Below are 24,965 nucleotides of genomic sequence, written 5' to 3' on the forward strand. Positions count from 1 at the left end.
CCAATCCGGAGCTTCGGTGATCCGGGCGGTGCGGGCAGGTGCCTGCGCCGCCGGGGTTGGGGGGTGCGATCTCCGTCTGCATGGAGACCGTCGCTGACCAGGTGCGTTGGATTGAGCAGGCATGCGCATGCGGGCTCGCATAGACATGGGCATGCCAAATGTGAAGCTCGCTCTAGGCCTTGTGAAGGAATCGTGAAGGCTTCGAGTCATCGCGCATCGTATGGACCCGCGCGTCGGCGTACTAGGGCGATCTCCAGCCATTCGCGCCGGAGGGCAGGCCGAAATGCCCCCCGGCGCGTTCGTTCGGCTCGCCCGGCGGCTCAGGACTCCAGGCCGGCGCGGGTCGCCGCGGCCACCACCCGGTCGCGTTCACTCCTGGTGAGCAGGCGCTCGGACAGCCAGTCGCCGGCCCCTGCGCGTACCGCACGTACGAACCTGCCGGACGTCCCGAACGGCGCCTGGTTCCAGACCAGATCGAGGAAGGTCGTGCCGTCGCCGCGGTCGCGATTGGGAACGCCCGAGTCGGCCGCGCCGAACACGATGACGGGTTCCGACCGCTTGAAGTACGCGTGGTAGTCGCTGTCGTCGCCGATGTGGAACGGCGCGAGGACCAGGCCGTGGGTGGTGAAGTGCATCGGTCTGCCCTCAGGCCGGACCGCGTCCGCCAGGTCGCCGCGGAGCGTGAAGTCCTTGTAGAAGGAGAAGGAGCGGAACGTCGGCTCCGTGCTCCGTGCCACGAGGAGGACCGGACCGTAGAACAGGGACTGTGCGGTCGGGTCGTCGGGGGCCTTCTCGATGCGCAGGCTGAAGGGGGCAGACACCCGGACACGGTCTCCGCGCGACCAACTCCGGCTCACCGTGAGGTAGCTGCCCGGCACCGCGCGGCCGGGCTGCCGGACCCCGTTGACAGTGACCGTGAAGCCCCGGGTGGCCCAGGCCGGTACGCGCAGCTTGAGGTCGAGTCGGCCGCTTCCCTCCATCACCGTGAGCGTGCTCGCCCCCTCGTCCGGGAAAGCGCTCCGCTGCGAGATGACGAAGCCCTTCTCCGGCCACTCCAGGGTGGAGGCGAGATAGAGGTTGACGTACAGCGACTTCCCGTCGGCGGAGCGGAAGTAGACCGAGTCCTGGTACTTGGTGTGGTTCTCCATCCCGGTGCCGCCGCAGCAGGTTCCGGTGTTGCCGTAGTCGCGTCGTACTCCCGGTCCCATTCCGACGAAGTACGTGACCTCGGGGCTGCCGGTGCTGCCGACGTCCCGGCGGGAGGCGAGGATCTGGTTGGTCAGGGCCCGCTCGTAGTAGTCCATGTACGCGGGGTCCTGGTCGTGGAAGAACAGATACCGGCTCAGCTTGAGCATGTTGTACGTCGCGCAGGTCTCGGCGTTCTTGTCGTCCAGGGTGGCCGCGATCGCGCCCCTGGCGCGGAACATCTCGCCCTGACCGGTGCCGCCCAGGCTGTAGGTCCGGGGGCCGACGACCATCCCCCAGAAGTTGCGGGCCGCGGCGGCGTAGGCGTCCTCCCCGGTGTGGTCGAACAGCCGCAGGTAGCCGGAGAACTGCGGGATGTGCTGGTTGGCGTGTTTGCCCTCCAGGATGTCCCGGTCCTGTGAACACGCCTTCAGCAGCGCCGTGTTGTCGAAGCAACGGGCCGCGGCGAGATGCTCCTCGCGGCCGGTGAGGGCGTACAGGTCCGCCATCACCTCGTTCATCCCGCCGTACTCACCGGCGATGTAGATCGACCACATCCGCTCCAGCTGTGCCTTCGGAAGACGGCCGAGTCTGCTGTGCACCCAGTCGCCCATCTTCGAGGCGATCTCCAGAGCCTGTGCGTTGCCGGCCAGAGTGTGGGCGTCCAGGAGACCTCTCATGATCTTGTGGCAGGTGTAGTACGGCGCCCAGATCGTCGGGTACGTCGTGTAGCTCTCCAGCAGGATGAACTGTGTCTCCGGGTACGCGGCCAGGTAGCCGGGGTGGCTGGGCCGCGGCGAGCCGTTCTCCGCCAGTGCCTCCTGGCACTGGCCGAGTGCCGTGACCAAGTAGTCCAGCTTGGCCTTGAGTTCGGCCTCGCGCGTGTCGGCGTACGCCTGGGCGATCAGGGTGAGGAAGTGGCCCCCGTAGTGGCCGCGGAGGTTGCCGTCGGAGGTCTCCCAGCCGCCGGGCGGCCGGGCGCCGCGCGTGTCGAGCCCGGCGTTGGCCCGGAAGACGGCGAGGATCCGGTCCGCCGGATACGCCCGGGCGTACTCGAGCATCAGGTCGCGCTTGCCGCGGAAGACACCGTCGCCCAGCCGCACCGCGTCCAGCGGGAACGGGCGTACGGCCCAGGATGACGGGACGGGCAGCGCGGAGCCGGCGGCGCCCGCGGTGCCCGCAGCGCCTGTGGAGCCCGTAGGGCCCGCCGTGTACGCGGCGGGCGCCGCGCCGGAGTTGGGGGCGGACGGGGACGCGAACTGTTGGGGCAGCGGAATCACGGCCGCCGCGGCGGTGAGCCTCAACAGACGGCGCCGTGAGGGGAGTTCGGACATGCTCGCTCTCCGATCGTCGATGCGTCGATGCGTCGATGCAAGGAATACGCACTGGGCGGTGGCCCTCACGAAGGCGACGCCCGACCCGTCGAGGCCGTCGGCGCCGTGACGGTGACCGTGGCCGTGGCACGGCGGTCGGTGCCCTCCACCGTCCCTCCGACCTCGAAGGTCCCCGGCTCGGCGTACTGCTCCGGCTTCACCGGATCCCAGGTGACGCGGACGCGGCTGTCCTTCGAGCCGTCGTTGTACGTCGCGACGACGGCCGCCGGCAGCCCGGGTGGCACGCCGGGCCGGGTCGTCACCCGCTCGCCCGCGATGCTGGTGATCTCGACCGCTTCGGTGAGCCGTACCCAGACCGTCGCCGTGACCGGCTGCGCGGACCGGTCCGCCAGGCCGGTGATCCGTACGCTCGTGCCGCCCTCCGCGACCTGGTCCTCCGTCAGGGCGGGCCAGGCGACCGGCGAACGGGCCGTGGAGCCGTCGGAGTAGACCATCGTGATCTCGTCCGGCAGATCGGGGATCTTCCCCCGCGGAGTCGGGACGTGCACTTCGCGGACGGACTCCGGGGTTTCGGCGTACACCTTCCATTCCTGTACGCCGAGGGAGAGCCCGGGGTGTCCGGTCAGCCGGGCCCGCAGGCTCGTCGTCGTCACCGGGGTGAAGGTGGTCCGGTTGTAGCTGTTCTCGGCGGTGCCGTAGCCGCTGGGCTGCCGGACCTCGCGCCACTCCTCGCCGTCCAGGTACTCGATCACCCAGGAGGCCGGGACACCGACGCCGTCCTCCGCTCCGGGCTGTGCGTCACGGAAGAAGTACATGTCCGAGCCGTCGACGCGTACGGGATCGTCCCAGGTGTACCGCACCCACTGGGTGCCCTCCTGCGGCCAGGTTCCCCAGCGCGGTGTGTCCGAGGACGAGGCCGGCTCCTTGCCGTCGTTGATCGCCGCGACCGACTCCCAGCCGGAGGTGTAGGAGGCCGTGGGCGTCGCGGCCGGAGCCACATTGGCCCGCGCGCCGCCGGACAGTCCCTCCGCCTTCACGATGACTGTCTTGGCCGTCTGCTTCACACCGTCCGTGGCGGTCAGTTCGAGGGTGTAGGTGCCGGATCTGGTGAACCGGGCGACGGTCGTCGGGGACCCCGGTTTGTCGAGGATGACCGTGCCGTCCTCCGGGCCGTCCACCGTCTTCCACACGGAGGAGAGTTTCCGTTCGGGAAGTCCGTCGTCCTCGACGATGCCGGTCAGCCGGACCTGGCCGGGCCGGTGGTACGAGGTGTCCTGCCATGCTTCGACATACGGGGCCCGGTTCTCGGACTCGGGGGCCGGCGCGCCGGTGCCGAACGCCTGGATCTCCTTCAGGCCGCTGCTGTGACCGTCCCGGTGCCTGAGCAGTACGCGCAGCTTGTCCGTCGTCACCGATGGGAAGCGGACGTCGTTGCGGTTGGCTCTCGGGTAAATCGGTGACTTGGCCGGTTTGGGCACGTCCTTCCATTCTGTGCCGTTCCAGAACTGCACGGTGTACATGGCAGGTTCGGAGTACCCGCCCGGCTTTTTGTCGCTGTAGAAGTAGAGTTTGACGTCGTCGACCTTCCTTGGTGCGCCGAAATCGACCTCGTACCAGTCCTCCTCCTTCCCGGAGCCTCGCGCACCCCAGAAGGGTTCGTTGATGGTGAAGCCGTCGACGGCACCGGATACTCCGTGCCCTTCGGCCTCGTACGAAGCTCGTGCGGTCGCCCCTGATGCGCTGGATGCGAGATTCTCCGCGTTCTTCGCGGGGCCGCTCAGGTCCCGCCCGGCCTTGGCGAAGAGATCGGTGACTCTTTCCTTCGCGCCGTATTCGACGTCCTGGGGCGCCTGGAGGCGGGCCTTGTTGCTGCTGCGCACCTTGGCGTCACCGCCGCCGGGGAAGGTCACCTTTCCGGTCGCGGGGTCGTAGAGGAGATGAGTGAGGGAGTCGACCGTGAAGGCGAGTCTGCCGTCGAGATATGCCGAATAGCCCTCGGGGACCTCTTTCCCGTAAGGCCTTTTCCCGTCGCCCGGTTCGTCCCAGAGGACGGCCAGCTCGCTGCCACGGTAGTTGATGTCCGTCACGGCGAAGTGCGGCCAGTCGATGTCGATCGGCCACAGTTCGATCTTCTTGTCCGAACGCGGCCTGAATCCCATCGCGTCCTCGATCACGGTCCAGTTGGTGGTGCCGAGGATGGTGTGGTGGATCCAGGACCGGTATCCGATCTTCTGCGGGTCGGCGCTGCCGTCCGCCCAGAACTCGTTCTGGTCGGGCCAGCGGTTGTCGCCGTCCACATAGTGTGCCCAGGCGTTCCAGGAGAGCAGCTTCTTGTACCACGTGCTGTCGATGTGTTTGTTCGGGTACTTCCGCAGGACCGAGGAGAGGAAGCGGAAAGTGACGGTCGAGTTGATGACCGAGAAGTTGTTGCTCCCCGGGTGTCCCTGTTCCGCGGCCTCCGCCTTGTCGGCCTGGTTGGCGGTGAAGAACGGGAAGACGGGATACTGCTTCGCGTCGGCCCACAGTCGCAGGGCTTCGAGATACTGGGGGTCCTTGTCCGGGGTCGGCATCAACCCGACGCTGTACGGATAGTAGTTGTTGATCTCCTTCCAGGGGACGAGGGAGTTCGAAGCGACGTGCCGGTGCTTGAGGAGTTTGTCCTCGGGGTCCCAGAGATACTTCAGGACGGCGTTCTTCACCCGGTCCGCGATCTGCCGCATACCGTCGGCTCTTTCGGTCTCACCGAGGAGGTCGTAGGCGCGGGCCGCCGCCGAAGCGTTGCTGTACACATACGCTGATTCGGCTCGGTCCAGATTTCCGGGCTTCCAGTCGAACGACACCGCGTCGGCGTCGTTCCCGGTCATTGCGCCCCAGTCGTACTCGATCAGACCGTTGCCGTCTTTGTCGTAGTTGGACAGTTGGCCGCGGACGTCCTTCTCGGCGTATCGCGCGAGGTTGCGCACGATGCCGTCCGGCCCGCCGTGCAGCTGGTACGACCGCCAGGCGGCCTCCGAGATGTACTGGGTGTAGCTGTTCGACCAGTTCTCGGGATCTCCCGGGTTGTCGGTGTACTTGCTGTTCTTCGACACCTCACCCGCCGACACCCAGGGGCCGTACGAATAGCTCGGGTCACGCAGGTATTTGAGGTCGTCGACGAACATGCCGACGGTCAGGGCGATCGCGTTGTTGTACCCGAGGACGCCTTCCATGGAGGAGGGGAACTGATAGTCGTTGCCCGGGATGTCGGCGTCGAGGTAGTTGTAACGCAGCAGCCACCAGCGGTAGTAGAGCGTCTTCTCGATGTTGTCGTCCGGGACGTCCATGTACGGCAGGTTCTCGGCCCACCAGCGGTTGTATTCCCTGACGTGGTCGCGGAAGGCGTTCTTCGGGGGAGCGGCCCGAACGGCGTTGTACGCGGCCTTGGAGGCGGCGATCTCCTCGGTGACGAAGCCCATTTGCACCTTGAGCGTGACAGTGCCTCCGGCAGGCACGGTCACCGAGCGCGTCAGTGCCCCGCCCTTGTCCTCGCCGCCCTCTGCCTCGGGTTTCATCCCGTCGCCCGAGAGCCGTGGGAACACCGTGGTGAGGTTGTTCTTCGCCGCGACGGTCCCCTTGAGTTCACTGCCCTCGGCGGTGGAGGTGTACGGGGACGTGGCGCGCAGGGTGAAGGCGCGGGACTGTGAACCGGCGTTGGTGAGCGCCAGATTCGTCACGGCGACATTGGCGTCGGTGATGAATTTCGTCTGGGTCAGTTTCAGACCGGTGGCCTGGTGGGCGAAGGCGCTTTGCCAGTAACTCGGCGTCTGTTTCCTGGCGTCCGCGTTCTCCTGGAGCGCGATGTTCTCGCCGTCCGCCGCCAGGGTGACGGTGTACGCGGAACGGTTGTCGATGCTCTCCCAGTACGCGACGTTGCCCGCGAAACCGAGTCGTTCGGGATTGTGTTCCTTCATGAAAACGGCGCGGCCCCGGGTGAACAGCCAGGTGCCCGCCGGGTCCTTGCCCTCGCGGGCCAGCATCCGGTCCATCCAGAAGTCGGTGCCGTCGCCGCGCTTCAGATCGGCCTGGTACTGGGCGCGCATGGTCTCGTGGATGGTGAAGCCCGCGGGTAACTCGGGGACGGGTTTCTCGGCTCCGGAGAACACCGGATAGCCGATGGCATCGTTGTCGGCGTGGGCGGGGACGGTCACCGCCGATGTCGCGAGCAGGGCCAGGGCGAGAGTCAGGGCTCCGGCGAGGAGGCCCCGGCCGCGCTGTCCGCGCCGACTTGACGGTATGTGTTCTCCGGGCTGTCTTCGGGGTTCGCGCACGACTACCTCTCTGTGGGGGTGGTGGTGTCGGGCTCCGTCGTGGGCAGCCACACCCGCATGGTCGAAGGCCCGCGGTTCGCCCAGGAGTGGTAGGGCACGAGGACGACCTCCGTACGCCCGGCAGCGGTCGTACGACCCTCCGGACGAGGGGAGGGGTGGCTGTGTGGCTCGTACGGCCACGCTGTGGCCCGCTGTTCGTTCGGTTCGCTCGCTTCGTCCGCCTCGGTCAGCTCACCGGTGACCACCACCGTGGCGTCCCTCGGACCGCCGGAGCCTTCGGCTGCGCGGCCGGGGGGCGGCCCGTCCCGCGGTGGCGTGCGGGGATCCACCCGTACCGCGTCCACGTCCCGTCCGCCGGGCAGATCCGTGGACTCCGCGCAGTACACCAGCGGTCCACGCTGTACGGCCAACGTGCCGCGGACCGCGTCGATCCGCGGATCGGCACGGATCCAGCGGGGGGAGACGGGCAGTTCCAGCCGTACTTCGTCGCCCGCCCGGAAGACCCGCGTCACCTCGGCCGTACCGGGGGCGGCCGGGCGGCGTACGCCGTCGGGGTCCACCAGCCACGCCGTGGCACCCGCCGTCCACTCGGGAACCCGTAACGACAGGATCCAGGGGCGGTCCGGGGACCGGGTGATCCGGACGGTGACCACGCCGCCGGCCGGGTAGTCGGTGCGGGTGCGGAGTCCGATGGCGCGGCCGTCGTCGAGCGTGGTGACGATCTCCGCGTCGGCGTACTGGTGCAGTTGGACGCCGTGCTCGTCGGCCGTGGCCACGTACCCCGACAGCTGGGCGAGGGTCCGGGCCACATTGGTCGGGCAGCAGGACACCGCGAACCAGGGGGCGCGCAGGCCGGAGTCGGCGCGCGGGCTGTCGGTGTCGGTCCTCAGGGCGGTGCCCCGGCGGCGCCGGTGGAGGGTGTTGGCGTAGAAGAAGGCCCGACCGTCCTCGGACGGGGAGGCCGCGACCACGTTGAACAGGGTGCGCTCGGCCAGGTCGGCGAAGCGCGGCTCGCCGGTGGCGAGGAGCAGCCGCCAACTGAGCATCACCGAGGCGACGCCCGCGCAGGTTTCGGAGTACGCACGGTCCGGCGGCAGGACGAAGTCGTCGCCGAAGGACTCGTCCCGGTGGTGCGAACCCATGCCGCCGGTCAGATACGTGCGCCGCCCGACCGTCGCCTCCCACTGCCGTGCGACCGCGGCGAGCAGCTCCTCGTCGCCGGTCTCCACGGCCACGTCGACGGCGCCGGCAGCGAGGTAGAGGGCACGAACGGCATGGCCGCGCAGCACCTTCGCTTCCCGGACCGGCAGGTCGTCCTGGTAGTACGCGCGGCCGAACTCGATGTCGGAGAGCGTGCCGTGGCCGCGCCGGGCGACGAAGAGCGCGGCCTGGTCGAGATAGCGCTGCTCGCCGGTCAGCCGGGCCAGTTCCACCAGGGCCGTCTCGATCACCGGGTGGCCGCAGACCCGTTCGATGCCGCCTCTGCCGAAGGTGGCGCAGACGTGGTCGGCTGCGCGTCGCGCGATCTTGGCCAGCTCGCCCTCGCCGCGTGCCCTGCTCTGTGCCACGCCCGCCTGGATGAGGTGGCCGTAGCAGTACAGTTCGTGACCCCATTCCAGGTCGCTGTACCGGGGTGACTGTCCCGGGCGGCCGTAGGCGGTGTTGAGATAGCCGTCCGGTTCCTGGGCCGGAGCGATGACCTCGGTGAGGTCGGCGATCGCCGCGTCCAGGACGGGGTCGGCGCGGCGCCCGGTCTCCCACGCCATCGCTTCGAGCAGCTTGTAGACATCGGAGTCGGCGAACTCCCGGCCGCGCCGGTCGCGGTCGATCCGGCCGTGCACGGCGGTCCGGAAGTTGCCGATCCAGCCGACGCGTTCCATCCACTCCCGGCAGTGGTGCAGTGTGGCCTCGGCGTTGAGCTGCTGTCGTCGGGCCCAGAATCCGCCGGTGATCCTGACTTCGTCGAGGCCGAGCGGTCGCAGCCGGCCCCGGCCCGGCGACACCGGCGCGATGGGTGACCGTGTCATGTTGCCCCTCACCTTCATCCTTTCAGCGCGCCGGACATGAAGCCGCGCATGTAGTGCCGTTGGAGGAGCAGGAACAGCAGGAGACAGGGGAAGGCCAGGACGACCACACCGGCCTCGGTGGCGCCGTAGTCGACGGCGCCCATGCTCTGCTGCCGCAGATTGGCGATGGCCAGCGGCAGCGGTGCCTTCTCGCTGTCCGAGATGAGGATCAGCGGGGCGATGAAGTCGTTCCATGCCGCGAGGAAGGCGAAGAGCCCCACGGTGATCAGTCCCGGCTTGACGGCGGGCAGCAGGATCCGCCGGAGCGCGCCCGATGTTCCGCAGCCGTCGACGAGGGCGGACTCCTCCAGTTCGCGGGGCACGGCCTCGAAGGAGATCCGCATCATGAAGGTGGCGAACGGCAGTTGGAACATGGCGAGCACCAGGCTGAGCCCGATGAGCGAGTTCTGCAGATGGAGTCTGCCGAGCAGCACGTAGAGCGGGATGAGGAGGGTGGCGTACGGGACCATGAGGATGGCCAGCGTCAGCAGGAAGAGCAGGTTCTTGCCGGGGAAGTCGAAGCGGGCGAAGGCGTAGCCGCCGAGCAGTGACACCCCGAGTGTGAGGGCGACCGTGAGCGCCGAGACGATCGTGCTGTTGAGCAGGTAGCGCCATAGGCCCGCGTCGTAGTCGAGCAGCGTGCGGTAGTTGCCGAAGCCGTAGCCGGACTCCTGTGCGGTGCCGGGCTGTCCGCTGACCGAGGCCCAGGCGTTCCACACGAGGGGGAAGAGGAAGATGACGGCCAGGCCGCCGGCGAGGACGTAGTAGGGGGTGCGGCCGAGGGCGTGTTTCAGTCCCATGGTCTCCTTTCGCGTGGCTTCTCTCGTGGGTTGTCGTGCGGCTTCTCGCGTGGGTTCTCGTGCGGCTTCTTTCGTGGGTTGTCGCGCGGCTCTGCTCACGACTCGTCCGCGTGGCGCAGGCCGCGGAACTGCAGGACGTTGAGCAGGAGCAGCACGGCCAGCACGATGATCGAGAGCGCCGCGGCGGTGCCGAGGTCGAGCCGCTGGAACGCCTCGCGGTAGATGAGCTGGACGATGGTGACGGTGCTGTTGTCCGGCCCGCCCTTGGTGAGGATGAAGAACTGGTCGAACGCGAGCAGCGAGCCGGTCGCGCACAGCAGCAGCGTCAGCGCGAGTGAGGGACGCAGCAGCGGCAGGGTGATGCGGCGGAAGATCTGCCACCGGTCCGCGCCGTCCATCCGCGCCGCCTCGTACACCTCGTGCGGTATGCGCTGGAGGCCGACGAGCAGGATCAGCATGTAGAACCCGGCGAACTTCCAGACGATGAGGAACACCGTCGACAGCAGCGCCGAGGTCGGTGAGCCCAGGAAGGAGACCGGGTCGTCGACCAGGCCGAGCCCTTCGAGGAGGGCGCTGAGCGGGCCGGTGGTGGGGCTGTAGAGGCCCCAGAAGAGCAGCGACGCGGAGGCCAGGCCGAGGGCGCCGGGCAGGAAGTAGACCGTACGGAAGAAGCCGACGCCCGGCCGGGACTCCTGGACCAGGAGGGCCAGCAGCAGCGCCAGTCCCAGCAGGACGACGGTGACGATCACGGTGTAGAGCAGGGTGAAGCGGATCGCGGGCCAGAACAGGGTGTTGTCGGTGATGTCCGTGTAGTTCTCGGGGGAGTTGATGCCTCGATCCCCGGCCAGGAGCGGCCAGTCGCTGAGCGACATCTGTCCGACGAGCAGCAGCGGCAGCACGAAGAAGACCGTGACGAACGTGGCGGTGGGGGCGGCGTAGCCGAGGCCCTTCGCCTTGCGGGACCTCCACCAAGGGCCTCCGGCCGGACCGGGAAGGCTGGTGCGGTGGGTACGGATAATGCGACGGGTTCGTAAGGTGCGACTGGTGCGGTCGGTGGAAGTACGGCGTCCGTCCGCCGCCGTCCGGTCTGACACCTGTGGCTGCATGGCTCTCCCATTACTTCGGCTGCGGGGTCCGGTGTGGCTGGTCGCGCAGTTCCCCGCGCCCCTTACGGGGCGCACCTGCAGTCGTCCACGTGCGGCCGCCACGCGTATCCGAACCCGGATCAATCCGCCAGCGAGGCCGTGACCGCCTCGTTGTCCTTGTCGAGGGACGAGCCGTCGTCGAAGACGGCGTTGCGCATCAGGGTCAGCCAGGGGCCGTTGGGGTCGTTGAAGGTCTGGCCGAACTTCAGCGCGTAGGGGGTGCGGCCGTGCTCCACGAGTTCGTTGATCGTCACGAGTCGCGGATCGGCGTCCGAGTGCTTGTTGGACGCCAGGTCGGTGCGCGCCACGACATCCTTGTGTGCCGCGACGACATCGACCTGGGCCTTCTCGCCCAGGGACCAGGCGAGGAAGTTCCAGGCCTGGTCGGCCGACTCACTGGTGGCCGAGACACCGATGGCGTCGCCGCCCACGAAGGTCGACTTGCCGCCGTCGGGGCCGGGGATCGGGGCGACACCCAGGTCGAGGTCCTTGGGCATCAGACCCAGAGTGGTCGACGGCATGGGCATCACGCCGGTCTTTCCCTTCGGGAAGACCCCGGTCCACGTGGTGCCCGTCTCCTCACGGGCACCCGGGGCCACGATGTCGTCCTTCACCCAGCCGCGATAGGTCTCGTAGACCTTCTTCGCGGTGTCGGAGGAGAGATCCGCCTTCGTCCCGTCCTTGTTCAGGACGTCCTCTCCCGCCGCCCAGATCGACGGCCACCAGGTGAAGACTCCGCAGCCGCCGCAGTTCCCGCCGAAGAACGTGCCGTTGACGCCTCCTCCGAGGGCGTCGACGGCACGGGCCTGTTCGTCCCACTCGCCGAGCGTGGCCGGCGGCTTCTCCGGATCGAGTTTCGCCCGTTTGTAGAGCTCCTTGTTGTAGAAGAGGACCGACAGATCGAGAGTGTGCGGTACGACGTACTTCTTGCCCTCGTGCGTACCGGCCTTGATGTGCGACTGGGCCAGGTCATCGGCGAAGGGCAGGGCGTCGACGCGTTCGGTGAGGTCGGCGAAGAGGCCGCTCGACGTGTAGTTGGGTACGAACACGACGTCCGAGGCGAAGAGGTCCGGCAGGTCGCGCGAACCCGCGGCGGCACCGACCTTGGCCTGGTAGTCGTCGGTGGGGATGACGGTCAGTTCGATCCGGTTCTTGTGACTGGCGTTGTAGGCCTTCACCAGGGCCTCGCTCTGCGGCCGGGTGGCCGCGCGCGTCCACATCGTCAGCTTGGTCCCGTCATCGACCCCGTCGGCGGTCGCGGCACCGCCGCCCCCGCCTCCGCCCCCGCCTCCGTCGTCTCCCGCCCCGCAGGCCGTGGCCAGACCCGTCGCGGCGATCAGTGCGAGCGTGACGACGCCGAGACGAGCGGCGTTCCCACGCGGTCCGGCTGTTCTCCCCATGGTCGATCCCCCTTGTATGGCGGCCGACGGCAGATCGGCCGGTCCTCCGGGACGGTGAATGTGGGACTGACTCCGCGACAGAAAAAGACCGAAAAGGCTTTCTGGAACGCTAAAGCCGCCCTGACGGCTCGTCAATCCCCTTGCGTCGCAGGGCTTCAAGCCCTTGTGAGTCGCTGTTGGAGAGCCATGGCCGAAACGCTTCGAGTAGGGTTTTCCTACGGCTACGGCTACGGCTACGGCTACGGCACATGGCTTCGGCTTACGGCAACGGGACAGGAGAACCCCACATGGCGCAGGCCACCGGCCCCTCTCGTCCGCAACCGTCCACCCTCGGCGATGTCGCCCGCCTCGCGGGGGTCTCCATCGCGACCGCGTCCAAGGCGCTCAACGGCCGCAGCCAGGTGCGCGCCGAGACACGGGAGCGGGTGATCGAAGCGGCCGAGCGACTGTCGTTCCGGCCGAACCAGCTCGCCCGGAGCCTGCTCGCCGGCCGCACCGGCACCGTCGGCCTGCTCACCAGTGACCTCGAAGGCCGGTTCAGCATCCCGATCCTGATGGGTGCCGAGGACGCCTTCGGCGCGGGCGAGGTCGCCGTGTTCCTGTGCGACGCGCGCGGTGACGCGATCAGGGAGCAGCATCATGTACGCGCGCTGCTCAGCCGGCGGGTCGACGGACTGATCGTGGTGGGCAGCCGTACCGACCCGCGCCCGTCATTGGGGCGCGACCTGCCCGTTCCGGTGGTGTATGCCTACGCGCCCTCCGAGGACCCCGCGGATCTCTCGATCGTCCCGGACAGTGTGGGCGCCGGCCGTATCGCGGTGGACCATCTGCTCGCCTGCGGGCGCACCCGGATCGCGCACATCACGGGAGATCCCGGTTACTGCGCGGCACGCGAGCGCGCCGAGGGGGCCCTGGCGGCGCTCGCCGACGCGGGTCTCGCGCCCGTGGGCGAGCCGCGGTTCGGTTCCTGGTCGGAGGGCTGGGGGCGGGCGGCCACCGCGATGCTGCTCGACCGGCACCCTGAAGTGGACGCCGTGCTGTGCGGCAGCGACCAGATCGCCCGGGGAGTGATGGACGTGCTGCGCGAGCGCGGCCACCGGGTGCCGGAGGATGTCGCGGTCATGGGGTTCGACAACTGGAAGATCCTGACCTCTGCCGCGCGGCCCCCTCTGACCAGCGTCGACATGAATCTCGAACAGGTGGGGCGGGCGGCCGCCCAGGCGGTGTTCGCCGCGCTCGCCGGATCTCCGCGTTCGGGCATCGAGCCGCAGGGCTGCCGTGTGGTGATCAGGGGCTCCACGGCTCCGCTGTCCTGAACCGGCCGTTCTCCTGACCGCCCCAGCTCTCTCTGATCGGTTCCACACAATTGCGAGTCCGGACGAAGAGATCCATACTGTGCCGCAACTACGGGGGGAGACCGGTGAGTTGAGCGGGAGACGTGCGCCTGCCGCCTTACGGGGAACCGGGCATCACGGACTGGTGCTGGGCGCCGCCGGGCTCGCCGTGCTGCTCGCCGCCACCGTCCTGGCCGCGCTCGCGGCGCTCACCGACCACGCCGTCGAGGGCGGGGTGCAGCGGCGGCTCGCCCGCGACCCCGAAGCCGTGGTCGACGTCTCCGGGCCGTACCGGCCGCGCGACGCGGGGAAGTTGGACGGACTCGTACGCGCCGCGGTCGACCGCACCTTCGATGACGTACCCCATCACACCTGGTTCGCGTTACGGGTCCCCGCCTCCCGATCGACCCAACTCACCGTGACCGAAGCGGACGGCCGTCCGCGTGACGACGCCAGCGTGTCCCTGGTCGCCCTCCAGGAGACGCGGCGGCACGCCCGCCTGGTGGCGGGACGCTGGCCGCGTACGGCCGCCGGGGGAGGGATCGTCGAGACCGCGCTCAGCGACGTGTTCGCCGCGGAACTCGCGCTGCGGCCCGGCGACGAGCTGCGGGTACAGCCGAACAGCGGGCGGCAGATACGGATCCGGGTGGCCGGCCTGTACCGGGCGGGCGACCGCAGTCCGGCCGTCTGGGCGAACCTGAGCACCATCTTCGGATCGCCCGACTCCGTCGCGCTGGTGCCGCGCCGGGCGCTGACGTCGACCCCGGGCCTGGCCAAGGACGCCGGGGCCCTCTGGCTGGGCGTACCGGACACCGGCGGGCTGCGGCTCGGCGACATCGGACCGCTGCGGGGACGCGCCGACGGGTTCGGCGGCAGCGACGTGTCCCTTTCCGTCTTCCGCGGTACGCCGCCCACGACCAAGCTCGTCGTCGCGTCCACGCTCGACAACGCGCTCGACGACCTGACCACCCCCATCGCCGTGGCCCGCGCCGGCCTCTACATCCCGGCGACCCTGCTCGCCGCCCTGGCCGCCGCCGCCCTGGTGCTCACCGCGCGCCAACTCGCCGAGCACCGCCGCCCCGAACTCGCGCTGCTGGCCGCGCGCGGCGCCGGAACGTCGAGGCTGGCCTGGGCGACGGCCGTGCAATGGGCGGTCGTCGCGGTGCCGGCGGGACTGGCCGCGCCGTTCCTCGCCGGGCCGCTGCTCCGGCTGCTCGACGGGGCCGGGCTGATCCCGGGCGACGTGCCCGCGACGGCGGCCATGACGGCCGGCTGGGCGGCGGCGCTGCTCGCCGTCGCGGTGCACGGCGCCGCGCTGCTGCTGCCGACGGTGCGGACCGTACGGGACCGGCAGGCGGTGCGCGGACTCCGGCTGCGCCTGGGCCGGTTCGCGGGGGCGCAACGGCTCGGCGCCGACCTGGCGCTCGCGGCCGTCGCCGTGCTCGGCTGGCTGCAGCTGCGGCAGTACCGCTCGCCGGTCACCGGCGGTGGCGTCGACCCGGTACTGGTGCTCGCCCCCGTCGCGATGACCTGCGCCGCGGCGCTGCTCGTGCTGCGGGCGCTGCCACTGGCCGCCAGGATCACCGATCCTCTCGCCCGGCGCGGCACCGGACTCGTACTGCCCCTGGGCGGCTGGCAGATCGCGCGGCGCGCCGCGCGCCATGCCGGTCCCGCGCTGCTGGTGACGCTCGCTCTGGCCGTCGCCGCGCTCAGCAGCACCGCACTCGCCATCCTGGACCGCGGCGACCACGACCAAGCGGTCTTCCAGGTCGGCTCCGACCTGCGGATCGAGCCCGGCGACGGGCTCGCCCCCGGCGAGCGGCGCACGGCGTACGCCGCACTGCCCGGGGCCCGGGCCGTCACCCCCGTGGTCGACACGAACGGCTACCTCGGCCAGAGCTGGGTCACCGTCACCGGCATCCACACTACGCGCGGCCCCGCCCCGGCCCTGCGCCCCGACCTCAGCGACCGGCCGGTGGCCGACCTCGTCGCCCCGCTCGGCCGGGACATCCCCGCGTACGGGCTGCCGCTCAGCGGCTCCCCGCGCGAACTCCCGCTGCGCGTCCGGCTGTCCGCCGACGGACCCGGCACCCCCGTGCCGGTCCGGCTCACCGTCCACTTCGTGGACGCCGACGGCCTCACCCACGCGCGGGAGGCCGTCCTCGAGGACACCGGCGGCGCGGCTCGCACCGTCCGCCTGAAGGTGCCGGCTCGAGGCGACGGTCTGCGCATCGTCCAGCTCGGCCTGAGCATGACCGGCGAGACCGTACGGCGCACCTACCGCCTCACCGTCGACCACGTGCCCGGCCTCACCCGGCCCGCCGCCTGGCACGACCTGCGCGCCGACGCCCCCGACCGGGAAGTCGCCGGATGCCCCGGGGCCAAGCCGCGCAGGCCGCCCAGGAGCGCCCCCGGCCCCGTACTGTGCTCCGACCGGCCGGCGCCCGGCGCGCTCCTGGACGCGGTGCTGCGCGGACCCGACACCGAACTCCGCTACCCGACGTGGAGCGTGCGGCTCGGCACGGACCGCGCCGAGGGGCGCCGGGCCGCGCCCGTGCTCGCCGACCGCACGCTGCTGAACTCCGGCGAGGTCCGGGTCGGCGACACCGTCACGTTGCAGCGCGCCGGCGGTGGAACCGCCCGTATCAAGGTCGTCGGAGCGATCGACGCCGTGCCGGGCGCCGATCGCGACCGGCCCCGGCTGCTCGCCGACTCCCGGGCCATGGCCGCCCAGTTCGTACTCGGCGGCGCCCTGCCCGGCGGTGAGTCCGCCTGGTGGGTGGCCGCCGACCGCGGGGACGCGGCAGCGGCGCTGCGCGCCGTGCGGGCCGAGCCCCGCCTCGGTACGGCCGTCGACGTGCCGCACGTCCGGGCCCGGCTGGCCGCCGACCCGCTGCGGCAGGGCGCGCGCGGAGCGCTCACGCTCTGCCTCGTCCTCGCGCCGGCGTTCGCCGTCGTCGGCTTCACACTGCACACGGCCCTCTCGGCACGGGCCAGGGCACGGGAGTTCGCGCTGCTGAGGGCACTGGGCGTACGGCGCGGGCAACTCGCCGCGTACCTGTGGACCGAACAACTCGCGCTGGCCGCCGTCGCGGCGGTGCTCGGCACGCTGCTGGGCACCGTACTGGCCGGGGTGATCATGCCGGTGGTCACGGTCGACGACACCGGCCGACCGGTCTACCCCGGGCTGCTCACCGAGGTGCCCTGGGTGCGTGTGGTCCTCACGGCGGGTGTGACGACGTTGGTGATCTGTGGGGTCGTGACGGTGGCGGCTCGGTTCTTGGGACGGGTCGATCTGGCGCGTGTGTTGCGTGCGGGGGAGGACCGGTGAGGCGACCGGTGAGGCGTTCCACGCGGTTGCCGCGCTCCGTTGCGTTGCGTGAGGTCCGGGGTGAACTCCCGCTGCTGGCCTGCCTCGCGGTGCTGGTGGCGTTGCTCTGCGCGGTCGCGGCCGCCGGGCCGGGGCTGCTCGAGCGGCTCGCCGGGCGGGCGCTCGCCTCCCGGCTGGAGCAGGATCAGCGGGCGGAGCCGGGATTCCAGCTCAGCGCGCGGTTCGAGCCGTTGAGGAGCACCGGCGCGGATGCCTGGGCGAACGACCTGGGCGAGGAACTGCTCCCCGTCACCGACGTGATCGAGAACGCGGCCCCCGATGCCCTGGAGGGCGGCCTCGTACACGATTCGACCCGCGTCCAACTACCGCTCGTCAACACCGCCACGTCCGCCGGGGACGTGGGACTGGGGCTGGTGTACGCCTCCGACGCACCGGGGCGCGGAGCCTATGCCGAGGGACGGCCGCCCGACCCGGACGCCGAGGCCGTCGAGATCGCCGTCTCCACCGGTACCCGCGACGCACTGAAACTACGGCTCGGGCAGGAACTCCCCCTCGCACCGGGCGCGTTGAAGGACATCGATGCCACCGCGGTCGTAGTCGGGTTCTTCACGGCGGACGGCGGGGACCCGGTGAACAGGCATTCGGCACGCGGCAATTCGACGAGCGGGAAAGCCGCGAGCGGGGACGCCGCAGGCACGGATGCCGCGAGCGGATCCCGGCTGTGGCGTGAACAGCCTCTGCTGGCCCGCCCTGCGCAGTACCCGCCGCACGGCGCCTCCGGACTCGGCTGGGATGCCCGCGCCCTCGTCGCACCACGCACCGTCACCACCCTCCAGACACAGGCCGACGCCACGCTCACCGTCACCTGGGGCATGCGCCTCGACCTCGGCGCGCGCACCGCCGCGCGGTTCGCCGACGATCAGGGACAGCGTGCACTCCAGCGGCTGCTCACCCGCTACCCGGACGACGCGCGGGCCGTCTACTGCGGTGACATCGTCGACTACGGCGGCATGTTCTGCGAGATCGGCCCGCACACCGCATCCACCCTGCAGAGCGGCACCCGGCTCCCCGACGCGGTCACCGAGTTCGGCCGGCAGTGGCGGCAGGGCCGCACCGTGATCTCGTTCGCGCTGGCGACCCTGATCGTCGTCGGACTGCTCGCCGCCGTCGTCACGGCACTGCTCGCGGTACGCCGTCGCCTCGACGCCCACCGACTGCAACGCGCGCGCGGCGCCTCCGCGGCAGGCCTCGCGCTGGCCCGGGCGGCACAGACCGCGCCGGCCGTACTGCTCGGGCTCGTGGCGGGACTCGCCGCCGCGCGGGCGCTCCCGGGCCACTCACCCGCGTACCGGAACGGGCTGCTCGTCGCCGCGCTCGTCTGGCTGCTGCTGCCCGCGCTCACCTGGCACGCCCTGCGCGACCGCGCCGCACGTCCCCCGCACGAGCCGACTCCGCACGCGGCGGGCCGCCGCCTCGTCGCCGAGGCGGTCGTCCTGCTCCTCGCCGCGGCCGGTGTGTTCGCGCTGCGGGCCCGGGGCACGGCCGGCGACGCCGGGCCCGACCCCCTGCTCGCGGCGGTGCCCGCGCTGCTGGGGCTCGTCACCGTGGTCGTCCTGGTGCGCTGTTACCCGCTGCCGGTACGGCTGCTGGCGCGCTGGTCCGCGCGGCGGCGCGGCGCCGTGGCACTCATCGCGCTCTCCCGGGCCGCGAAGGAGGCGCCCGCCCGGGCGCTCGCGCTGCTCGTCCTGGTCGTGACGCTGGCCGGAGCGGTGTTCGGCGGGCTGGTGGCCGGGACGCTCGCGGACGGGCGCCGCGAGGCCGCCGCATGGCAGGTCGGCGCCGACGCCTCCTTTCTCGAGGCGGCCCGCAATCCCGAGGTGGCCGAGCGGCTGACGCGTGCGCGGGGCGTGCGCGACACGGTCAGCGTGCGGCAGTTGCGCGTCGACCCGACGAGCGGAACCAGCGGCGCGCGGTACGGCATCGCGAGCCTCATCGGCGTCGACGGAGCGAAACTCGGCGAGGCGGCGCCCGACTCGGCCGTGGCGCGTTCACTCGACGCCGCCGGACTCACCGGGCCGGCCCGCGGCGAAGACATCCGGGTCCTGGCCACCGGGGCCCACGCCGGCGACCTGCTCACCATCACCTCGCACGGCAGGAAGCTGCGCCTGCGCGTCGTCGGCGACATCCCCGACGAGGTGCTCCGCGACCCGGCGCTCGGCCCCGTCCGCAGCGCCACCACGGCCCGGGAACGTCTCCTGCTCGCCGACAACCGCGATCTCAGGGCTTTCGACGGACGCGACTTCGAGGCCACCGCACTGCTGCTGTACGGCCCGCGGCTGGACGTGACGGCGCTGCGCTCCCTCGTGCCGCGCACCACCGCCGACGCTTCCGTCGGCGAGCTGCGTATCCGCGCCGAGGAGGAGGCAGAGGCCGCCGACGACGGCATGGTCGACGTCCTGGCGGCCGCGCACACCGTGTGCACCGCGCTCGCCGTGCTCCTCGCCCTGCTGGCCCTCGTCCTCGAACTGATGCTGTCCGCGCCGGCACGCGGCCGCACCGCCGCCTATCTGCGCACGCTCGGCCTGGGCGACCGCGCCACGTCTGCGCTGCACCTGCTGCAGCTGCTGCCGATGGTGCTCGCGGCCGTCGCGGGCGGCACCGCACTGGGGCTGACGCTGCCCGCGCTGCTCGGACCCGCCCTGGACCTTCGGGAGTTCACGGACGGACCCGCCGTCCCCGACCCGCACCCCGACCTGCTGCTGACCGCCGCCCTGGGCGTCGGTCTCGGCGTACTGGTCGTCGTGGCGGTGGGTGTGGAGACCTGGATCGGACGGCGCCGAGGGCTCGGCGCGGTCCTGCGACTGGGGAGAAACGGTGACTGAACCCCACGGACAAGACCTCCCTCACGGAAGCGACCTGCGGAAACTGGAGGAGCGGGCCCGCGACGCCCTGCGCACACCCGCGGACGACGGGCTCGTGGTGTGCGACAACCTGGTCCGCGTCTACCGCACCGACGAGGTCGAGGTCCAGGCGCTCCAAGGCCTCGACCTGGTCGTCGAGGAGGGCGAGTGCATGGCGCTCGTCGGCGCCTCCGGATCAGGTAAGTCCACGCTGCTGTCCATCCTCTCCGGGCTCGACCTGCCCACGGCGGGCCGCGCCCTGGTCGCCGGACACGACCTGCTCGCCATGCGTCGGCGCGAGCGGCTCGGCTATCGCCGGCGCACCGTCGGCTTCGTGTGGCAGCAGACGGGGCGCAACCTGCTGCCCTATCTGACAGCCCTGGAGAACGTGGCGTTGCCGATGAAGTACACCCGCGTGCCGCACCGCAAGCGGAGCGCGCGCGCCGCCGAACTCCTCGACGTACTCGGTGTCGCCTACTGCCGGGACCGGCGGCCCGCCGAGCTCTCCGGCGGCGAACAGCAGCGCGTCGCCGTCGCGGTCGCCACCGCCAACGCGCCGCGCGTGCTGCTCGCCGACGAGCCGACCGGCGAACTGGACACCGCGAGCGGCGAGGAGGTGTTCGCCGCGCTGCGCCGCGCCAACGAGGAGCTCGGCGCCACCGTCCTCGTCGTCACCCATGACCCGCTCGTCTCCGGACAGGTCCGCCGCACGGTCCGCATCCGCGACGGCCGTACGTCGACGGAGACGCTGCGCGGGCCCGACGGCGCCGGCGCCGAGGAGTTCACCGTCCTGGACCGCGCGGGCCGCCTCCAACTGCCCAGGGACTACGTGGACCGCTACGGCCTGCGCGGCCGAGTCCGCCTGACAGCGGAACCGGACCACGTGGGGATATGGCCCGACGGAGACCGCCCGGCGGGACCTGACGGCCCGGCGGGACCTTGACCTCCAACTCGCCTCAGGCAGCCTTGCGCGGTACCCGTTCAGGAAGCCTCCGACCGGTGACTCCCCTTGACGGCCGGTGTCGCCTCCAGCGGGAAGTGGCATGCCGCCGTGTGGAGCGGTGCTCCGAGCGGCGGTGAGGGGAGGCCTCGGCGCATACGTCCTCCGCGCGCCAACACCGGGTCCTGAACGAGCAGCCGGACGGTGGGTCGGCCGGTGAGGGGATCTCACCGGTGAGCAGGATGCGCCGCCTGTTCGCCCGGCCCCCGGCCGCCAGGGAGGGGGCCGCAGACAACAGCGCCGCCGTACAGGGGTGATGCGGCCGCTCGAAGACCCCCTCCGCCGGGCCCGACTCCACGGTCCTGCCGAGGTACATCACGGCGACGCGGTCGGCCACGTGCCGCACCACGGACAGGTCGTGCGAGATGAACACGTACCTGTTCGGCCTCGAAGACCGCGACCGAGAGCGACGGCTCGAGCTTCTTGGCGAAGTACGCCGCCCACAGGCCGGTATAGCCGCCGCCGACAATCGCCACGTCCACACAGTCCTGGCCGGTGAAGCGGGGGAACGAGGGCCTCTTGTCGGCCAGTTGGGCCACCCAGAAGCCGAGCTCTCCGTTTCGGGGTGGTGCCGCAAGAGCGTTCATGGTGTGTCCTTCATCTGTCTCTGGGAACCGCGTGGGCCGCTGCTAGTGCCCCGACAGGTACCGGACGCCGCTCCTTGACGGGCAAACGTTGCCCGCCGCGGCACTAGAAAGCGGTGTAGCCGCCGTCGACGGGGAGCGTCGCCCCGGTGATGTACGAGGACTCCGACGACGCGAGGAACAGGACGGCGTCGGCGATCTCCTCGGGAGTGGCGAGGCGCTGGAGCGGGATCTGCCCCTCACGCTCACGGTGGCCGGCCTCTGGGTCGGCCTGCGCCGGAAGGACGCCTCGATGACTCGGTCGACGCTGTCTTGCATCGCGTCGGCCAGCACGATCGGCGCCGGGGTGTCGATTCGCCAGACGAGGGCGTCGAGTGCCTGTTGAAGCCGGGCCACCGCCGCACTGCTCATGAGTGGCTCGCGCTACACAGCGGTGCAGATCACCTGGATCTCGACAGGGGTGTTGAGCGGCAGCCCGGCGACACCGATCGCGGTGCGGGCGTGGCGTCCGTTCTCACCCAGTACCTCGATGAGCAGTTCGCTGGCCGCGTTGGCGACGTTCGACTGCTGACCGAAGTCCGGCGTGCTGGCCACGAAGACCAGCATCTGCACGATCCGGACCCGGTCGAGATCGCCCACCGCCTGCGCAGCGGCAGCGAGCGCGTTGAGCGCGGCATGGCGTGCGAGCTCCTGCGCGGTCTCCAGCTCCACGTCCCGGCCGACAACGCCCTGACCCAGCAGCTCGCCGTCCTTGAAGGGGAGTTGGCCGGATAGGTGGATGGTGGAGCCCACCGTCCGGTGGGGCACAAGGTACGTGCTGCCGGCGAGGACGGGTAGCTTCAGTCCTAGGGCTCGGAGCCTTTCTGAAGCCGAGTCACCGTTGACGGTTTGAGGCAGGGGCCGACTCACGCCCCCACCGCCGTGCTGCGGATCATTTTCTCAGTTCTCCGCTCGGGTGTCAGGGGCGCGGCAGGCCGAAGAGGACCGGGAGGTCGGCGATGTCGGTGATCCGCTCGTAGCCGAGCCAGTGCTCGTCGTGCTCGAAGCCGCGGTCGACGTACACCTTGTTCTTGATGCCCATGATCGCCGCGGAGCGCAGGTCATACATCGGGCTCGCGGAGACGTGCACGATCTCGTCGGGTGTCACGCCGAGCTTGTCAAATGTGTACTCGAACGCGCGGAGTCGCGGCTTGTAGACGCCCATCTCCTCGGCGCTGATGACGACCTCGAACGGGGCCTTCAGGTTCTCCGCGAGGCGCACGGCATGCGCGGTGTCGCTGTTCGTGATGATCACCAGCGGGACCTCTTCGGCCAGGCGGTTCAGTGCCTCGGTNATGCGCGGTGTCGCTGTTCGTGATGATCACCAGCGGGACCTCTTCGGCCAGGCGGTTCAGTGCCTCGGTGACACCGGGGTACGGGCCCCAGGTGGGGATGCGCTCGTACACCGCCCGCGCCTCGTCCTCGCGGTACTCGAGGCCGACGTAGCGCGAGGCGCGTTCCATGGAACGTGCGACGACCTGGTGGAACGGCTGGTACGCGCCCGTGCACTCGTCGATCCGGTACGCCTTGCAGATCCGCAGGTACTCGTCGGCGACCTCGGCCGGCAGCCGGTCGCCCAGGACCTCACGCATGGCGTCGTTGATGCTGAACTTGATCAGCGTTCCGTTCATGTCGAACGTCACGAACTTGGGCTTCACATCGAATCCCACTGGTCCTCCTAGTGCTTCAGTGGAGCAGTCTGGCGCTATAGTCGATTGTCGACCAGCTTTTGGTCGATTGTCGACCAGGAGGCCTCGACTGTCAACGGCGTCAGAGGAGTGCGTCGTACAGACCCGGCCCAACGAGGACAGGGTGTACGAGCGCCGGGTGTGGCTCATCGAGCAGGCCGCGAGCATCGGCAACGTCACCGGCCTGCCAGGTGCTCGGCTTCTCACGCAAAACCTGGTACCGACTGCACGAGGAAGGCCGAACAGTCGGCGTCCGGAGACGCGAAGGTGCTGCGTCGCACGTCCTGGGCCGCCGAGCCGCGGACCGCCGCGCTCCTCTTGGTCGGCTGCACCCTGCTGCGGGTCCACAAGTATCCGCATCGCCGGAACGGCATCGGCCTGACAACCAAACGGCACCACACGGGACACCGGCCTGCGGGCGCGACCCGTGAGCCGGACAGGGCACGGCTGTGAATTCAGGGAACTCCCTGCCAGACAACCAACTTGAGGTGTGGATGCAACCAGCAGAGGTATAGTCGACAAACGACCAAGTGGTCGACAAGTACTGAGGGAGGGCAACGGGGTGGACCACAAGTTCGAGTGGCAGGAGCAGCGGTTGACGACGCCGGACGGTGTCTACCGCACACTGCGTGCCGCCATCCTCGATGGGACCGTCCCTCCTGGTGGTCAGCTGCGCGAGGCGCACATCGCCGCGGATCTCGGGATCAGCCGGTCCCCGCTGCGCGAGGCGCTGACCAAGCTGGAGGAGGAAGGGCTCGTCGTCAAGATCCCCTACCGTGGGGCGTTCGTCGTAGAGGTAAGCGCTCGTGAGGTCGCCGAGATCGACTCGGTCCGGCTACGTGTCGAGCCGTACGCCGCCGAGCTCTCGGCCGAAGCACTGCGCGGTCCTGAGCGGCCCCAGTTGCTGCAAACCGTCGAGGATCTCCGCCGGGCAATGGAGAAGGACGACATCCCGGCCAGCATCGACGCGCACCTTCGATTCCACAGGCTCTTCTACGAGCTCTCGGGGCACGGCGTCCTGCAGAGTCTCTGGAACGGCTGGGAGACCAAGCTGCGCCTCCACCTCAGCGTCGATCACCGCACCTACAGCGACGACCCGCATCAATTGGTCGTCGAGCACGAGAGGTTGGCCGCGGTCGCCCTGGAAGGCGACACCGACGCGTTCCGCCAGGAACTGGCTGCCCATTTCCCCATGGGGCTGGGGGCCGAGACGGGAGATCCAGGGGAACGCGCGCCCCGGCGTGCATGAGGCCATGCCGGCGTGCGTGAAGTGTCCATGCCTGCTCGCCACTGTGACGTCGCAGACCCATGTCGAAAAGTCAGGATCAAGCTCGCACTGTCAACGCGATCTTGTAGCGGATCTTGAGTGAAAATTGCCGGTTGCCGGCCGCCGGCACGGTAGGGCGCGCCGGGGCGTTTACGGCTGCGCGGTCAGCTGCGCGGGCGGGTCCGTTCTTCCAGGAGACGGCGGGTCGCGGCGGCCCTCTGCCATACGCACGGCTTCTCCCGCGGCGCAGTCGGCGTTCGACTCCGGTGCGCTGGATGATCGAGTAGGCGACCACGGGCAGGACCTCGGTGCAGGGCACGCCGGGGTTCGACGTCATGCTCGGCCGTGGCCTTCTCCTGGAGATCCCTCAGCAGCTGGGTGTCGTCGGCAGGCGTGGATCTCCGGCTCCAAGCCGCGCGGGCCGCGTGAGTGCAGGAACCGGTCTGCACAGCGCCACTGGTGACCACGTCGCGCCAGGGCCCCTCCGTCGATTCAATCTCCCACTCGTGCGCATACCAGACCGCCGTCTCCCGTGCGGGAAAGGCAACCTCATTCAGCGGGGTGGACGCGAAGCGATACAGCTCG

General features: G+C 70.3%; 15 protein-coding genes and 3 pseudogenes. 6 read left to right on the forward strand and 12 right to left on the reverse strand.

What is annotated here, in order from left to right; genetic code table 11:
* Nucleotides 1-320: 320 nt before the first annotated feature.
* The 6 genes from FGD71_RS01130 to FGD71_RS01155 form a co-directional block, all read right to left on the reverse strand.
* Nucleotides 321-2,519, reverse strand: a complete 2,199-nt coding sequence (locus FGD71_RS01130) for a glycoside hydrolase family 127 protein (protein ID WP_119098450.1) — start codon at nucleotides 2,517-2,519, stop codon at nucleotides 321-323.
* Nucleotides 2,520-2,584: 65 nt separating this feature from the next.
* Nucleotides 2,585-6,826, reverse strand: coding sequence for an Ig-like domain-containing protein (locus FGD71_RS01135; protein WP_140935789.1), 4,242 nt, complete (start codon nucleotides 6,824-6,826; stop codon nucleotides 2,585-2,587).
* A 2-nt stretch (nucleotides 6,827-6,828) separates the two neighbouring features.
* Nucleotides 6,829-8,853, reverse strand: coding sequence for a glycoside hydrolase family 127 protein (locus tag FGD71_RS01140; protein ID WP_119098473.1), 2,025 nt, complete (start codon nucleotides 8,851-8,853; stop codon nucleotides 6,829-6,831).
* Between the two features lie 14 nt (nucleotides 8,854-8,867).
* Nucleotides 8,868-9,692, reverse strand: coding sequence for a carbohydrate ABC transporter permease (locus tag FGD71_RS01145; RefSeq protein WP_119098452.1), 825 nt, complete (start codon nucleotides 9,690-9,692; stop codon nucleotides 8,868-8,870).
* A gap of 95 nt (nucleotides 9,693-9,787) precedes the next feature.
* On the reverse strand, nucleotides 9,788-10,786 hold the full coding sequence (locus FGD71_RS01150) for a carbohydrate ABC transporter permease (protein WP_240436329.1): 999 nt from the start codon (nucleotides 10,784-10,786) through the stop codon (nucleotides 9,788-9,790).
* 131 nt (nucleotides 10,787-10,917) lie between these two features.
* Complete coding sequence (locus FGD71_RS01155) at nucleotides 10,918-12,237, reverse strand: ABC transporter substrate-binding protein (protein ID WP_119098454.1); 1,320 nt, start codon at nucleotides 12,235-12,237, stop codon at nucleotides 10,918-10,920.
* A 287-nt stretch (nucleotides 12,238-12,524) separates the two neighbouring features.
* On the opposite strand from FGD71_RS01155, the gene FGD71_RS01160 reads away from it, so the two are divergent.
* From FGD71_RS01160 to FGD71_RS01175, 4 genes are all read left to right on the forward strand, one after another.
* Nucleotides 12,525-13,553, forward strand: a complete 1,029-nt coding sequence (locus tag FGD71_RS01160; protein ID WP_119098455.1) for a LacI family DNA-binding transcriptional regulator — start codon at nucleotides 12,525-12,527, stop codon at nucleotides 13,551-13,553.
* A 109-nt stretch (nucleotides 13,554-13,662) separates the two neighbouring features.
* Entirely contained in the window at nucleotides 13,663-16,902 is a 3,240-nt protein-coding gene (locus FGD71_RS01165; RefSeq protein WP_119098456.1) for an ABC transporter permease, read from the forward strand.
* A 26-nt stretch (nucleotides 16,903-16,928) separates the two neighbouring features.
* Entirely contained in the window at nucleotides 16,929-19,784 is a 2,856-nt protein-coding gene (locus tag FGD71_RS47200; RefSeq protein ID WP_205571066.1) for an FtsX-like permease family protein, read from the forward strand.
* Complete coding sequence (locus tag FGD71_RS01175) at nucleotides 19,777-20,745, forward strand: ABC transporter ATP-binding protein (protein ID WP_420878220.1); 969 nt, start codon at nucleotides 19,777-19,779, stop codon at nucleotides 20,743-20,745. Before FGD71_RS47200 ends, FGD71_RS01175 begins: the two co-directional genes overlap by 8 nt.
* A 38-nt stretch (nucleotides 20,746-20,783) precedes the next feature.
* Here the strand turns inward: FGD71_RS01175 and FGD71_RS48265 are convergent.
* From FGD71_RS48265 to FGD71_RS49860, 6 genes and pseudogenes are all read right to left on the reverse strand, one after another.
* A pseudogene (locus tag FGD71_RS48265) lies at nucleotides 20,784-21,178 on the reverse strand (oligopeptide/dipeptide ABC transporter ATP-binding protein); the annotation flags it as partial.
* Between the two features lie 13 nt (nucleotides 21,179-21,191).
* Nucleotides 21,192-21,389 (reverse strand): annotated as a pseudogene (locus tag FGD71_RS01185) (NAD(P)/FAD-dependent oxidoreductase); the annotation flags it as partial.
* A gap of 103 nt (nucleotides 21,390-21,492) precedes the next feature.
* A complete protein-coding gene (locus FGD71_RS50035; RefSeq protein ID WP_205571068.1) occupies nucleotides 21,493-21,825 on the reverse strand; it encodes an SDR family oxidoreductase in 333 nt (110 codons plus the stop codon).
* Nucleotides 21,810-22,295 carry a RidA family protein gene (locus FGD71_RS01195; protein ID WP_119098458.1) on the reverse strand — a complete coding sequence of 162 codons (486 nt, stop codon included), beginning with the start codon at nucleotides 22,293-22,295 and terminating at the stop codon, nucleotides 21,810-21,812. The genes FGD71_RS50035 and FGD71_RS01195 overlap by 16 nt, the downstream gene beginning before the upstream one ends.
* 49 nt (nucleotides 22,296-22,344) lie before the next feature.
* On the reverse strand, nucleotides 22,345-22,719 hold a 375-nt coding region (locus FGD71_RS48275; RefSeq protein WP_244951186.1), incomplete at its 5' end, for an HAD family hydrolase.
* Between the two features lies 1 nt (nucleotide 22,720).
* Nucleotides 22,721-23,281: pseudogene (locus FGD71_RS49860) on the reverse strand (HAD family hydrolase); the annotation flags it as partial.
* 99 nt (nucleotides 23,282-23,380) lie between these two features.
* Between FGD71_RS49860 and FGD71_RS01205 the strand changes: the two are divergent.
* A complete protein-coding gene (locus tag FGD71_RS01205) occupies nucleotides 23,381-23,566 on the forward strand; it encodes a hypothetical protein (protein ID WP_119098460.1) in 186 nt (61 codons plus the stop codon).
* A 109-nt stretch (nucleotides 23,567-23,675) separates the two neighbouring features.
* Complete coding sequence (locus FGD71_RS01210) at nucleotides 23,676-24,362, forward strand: GntR family transcriptional regulator (RefSeq protein ID WP_119098461.1); 687 nt, start codon at nucleotides 23,676-23,678, stop codon at nucleotides 24,360-24,362.
* The last annotated feature ends 603 nt before the right edge of the window (nucleotides 24,363-24,965 follow it).

The sequence above is a fragment of the Streptomyces sporangiiformans genome, from assembly GCF_005768555.2.
Taxonomy (GTDB): Bacteria; Actinomycetota; Actinomycetes; order Streptomycetales; family Streptomycetaceae; genus Streptomyces; species Streptomyces sporangiiformans.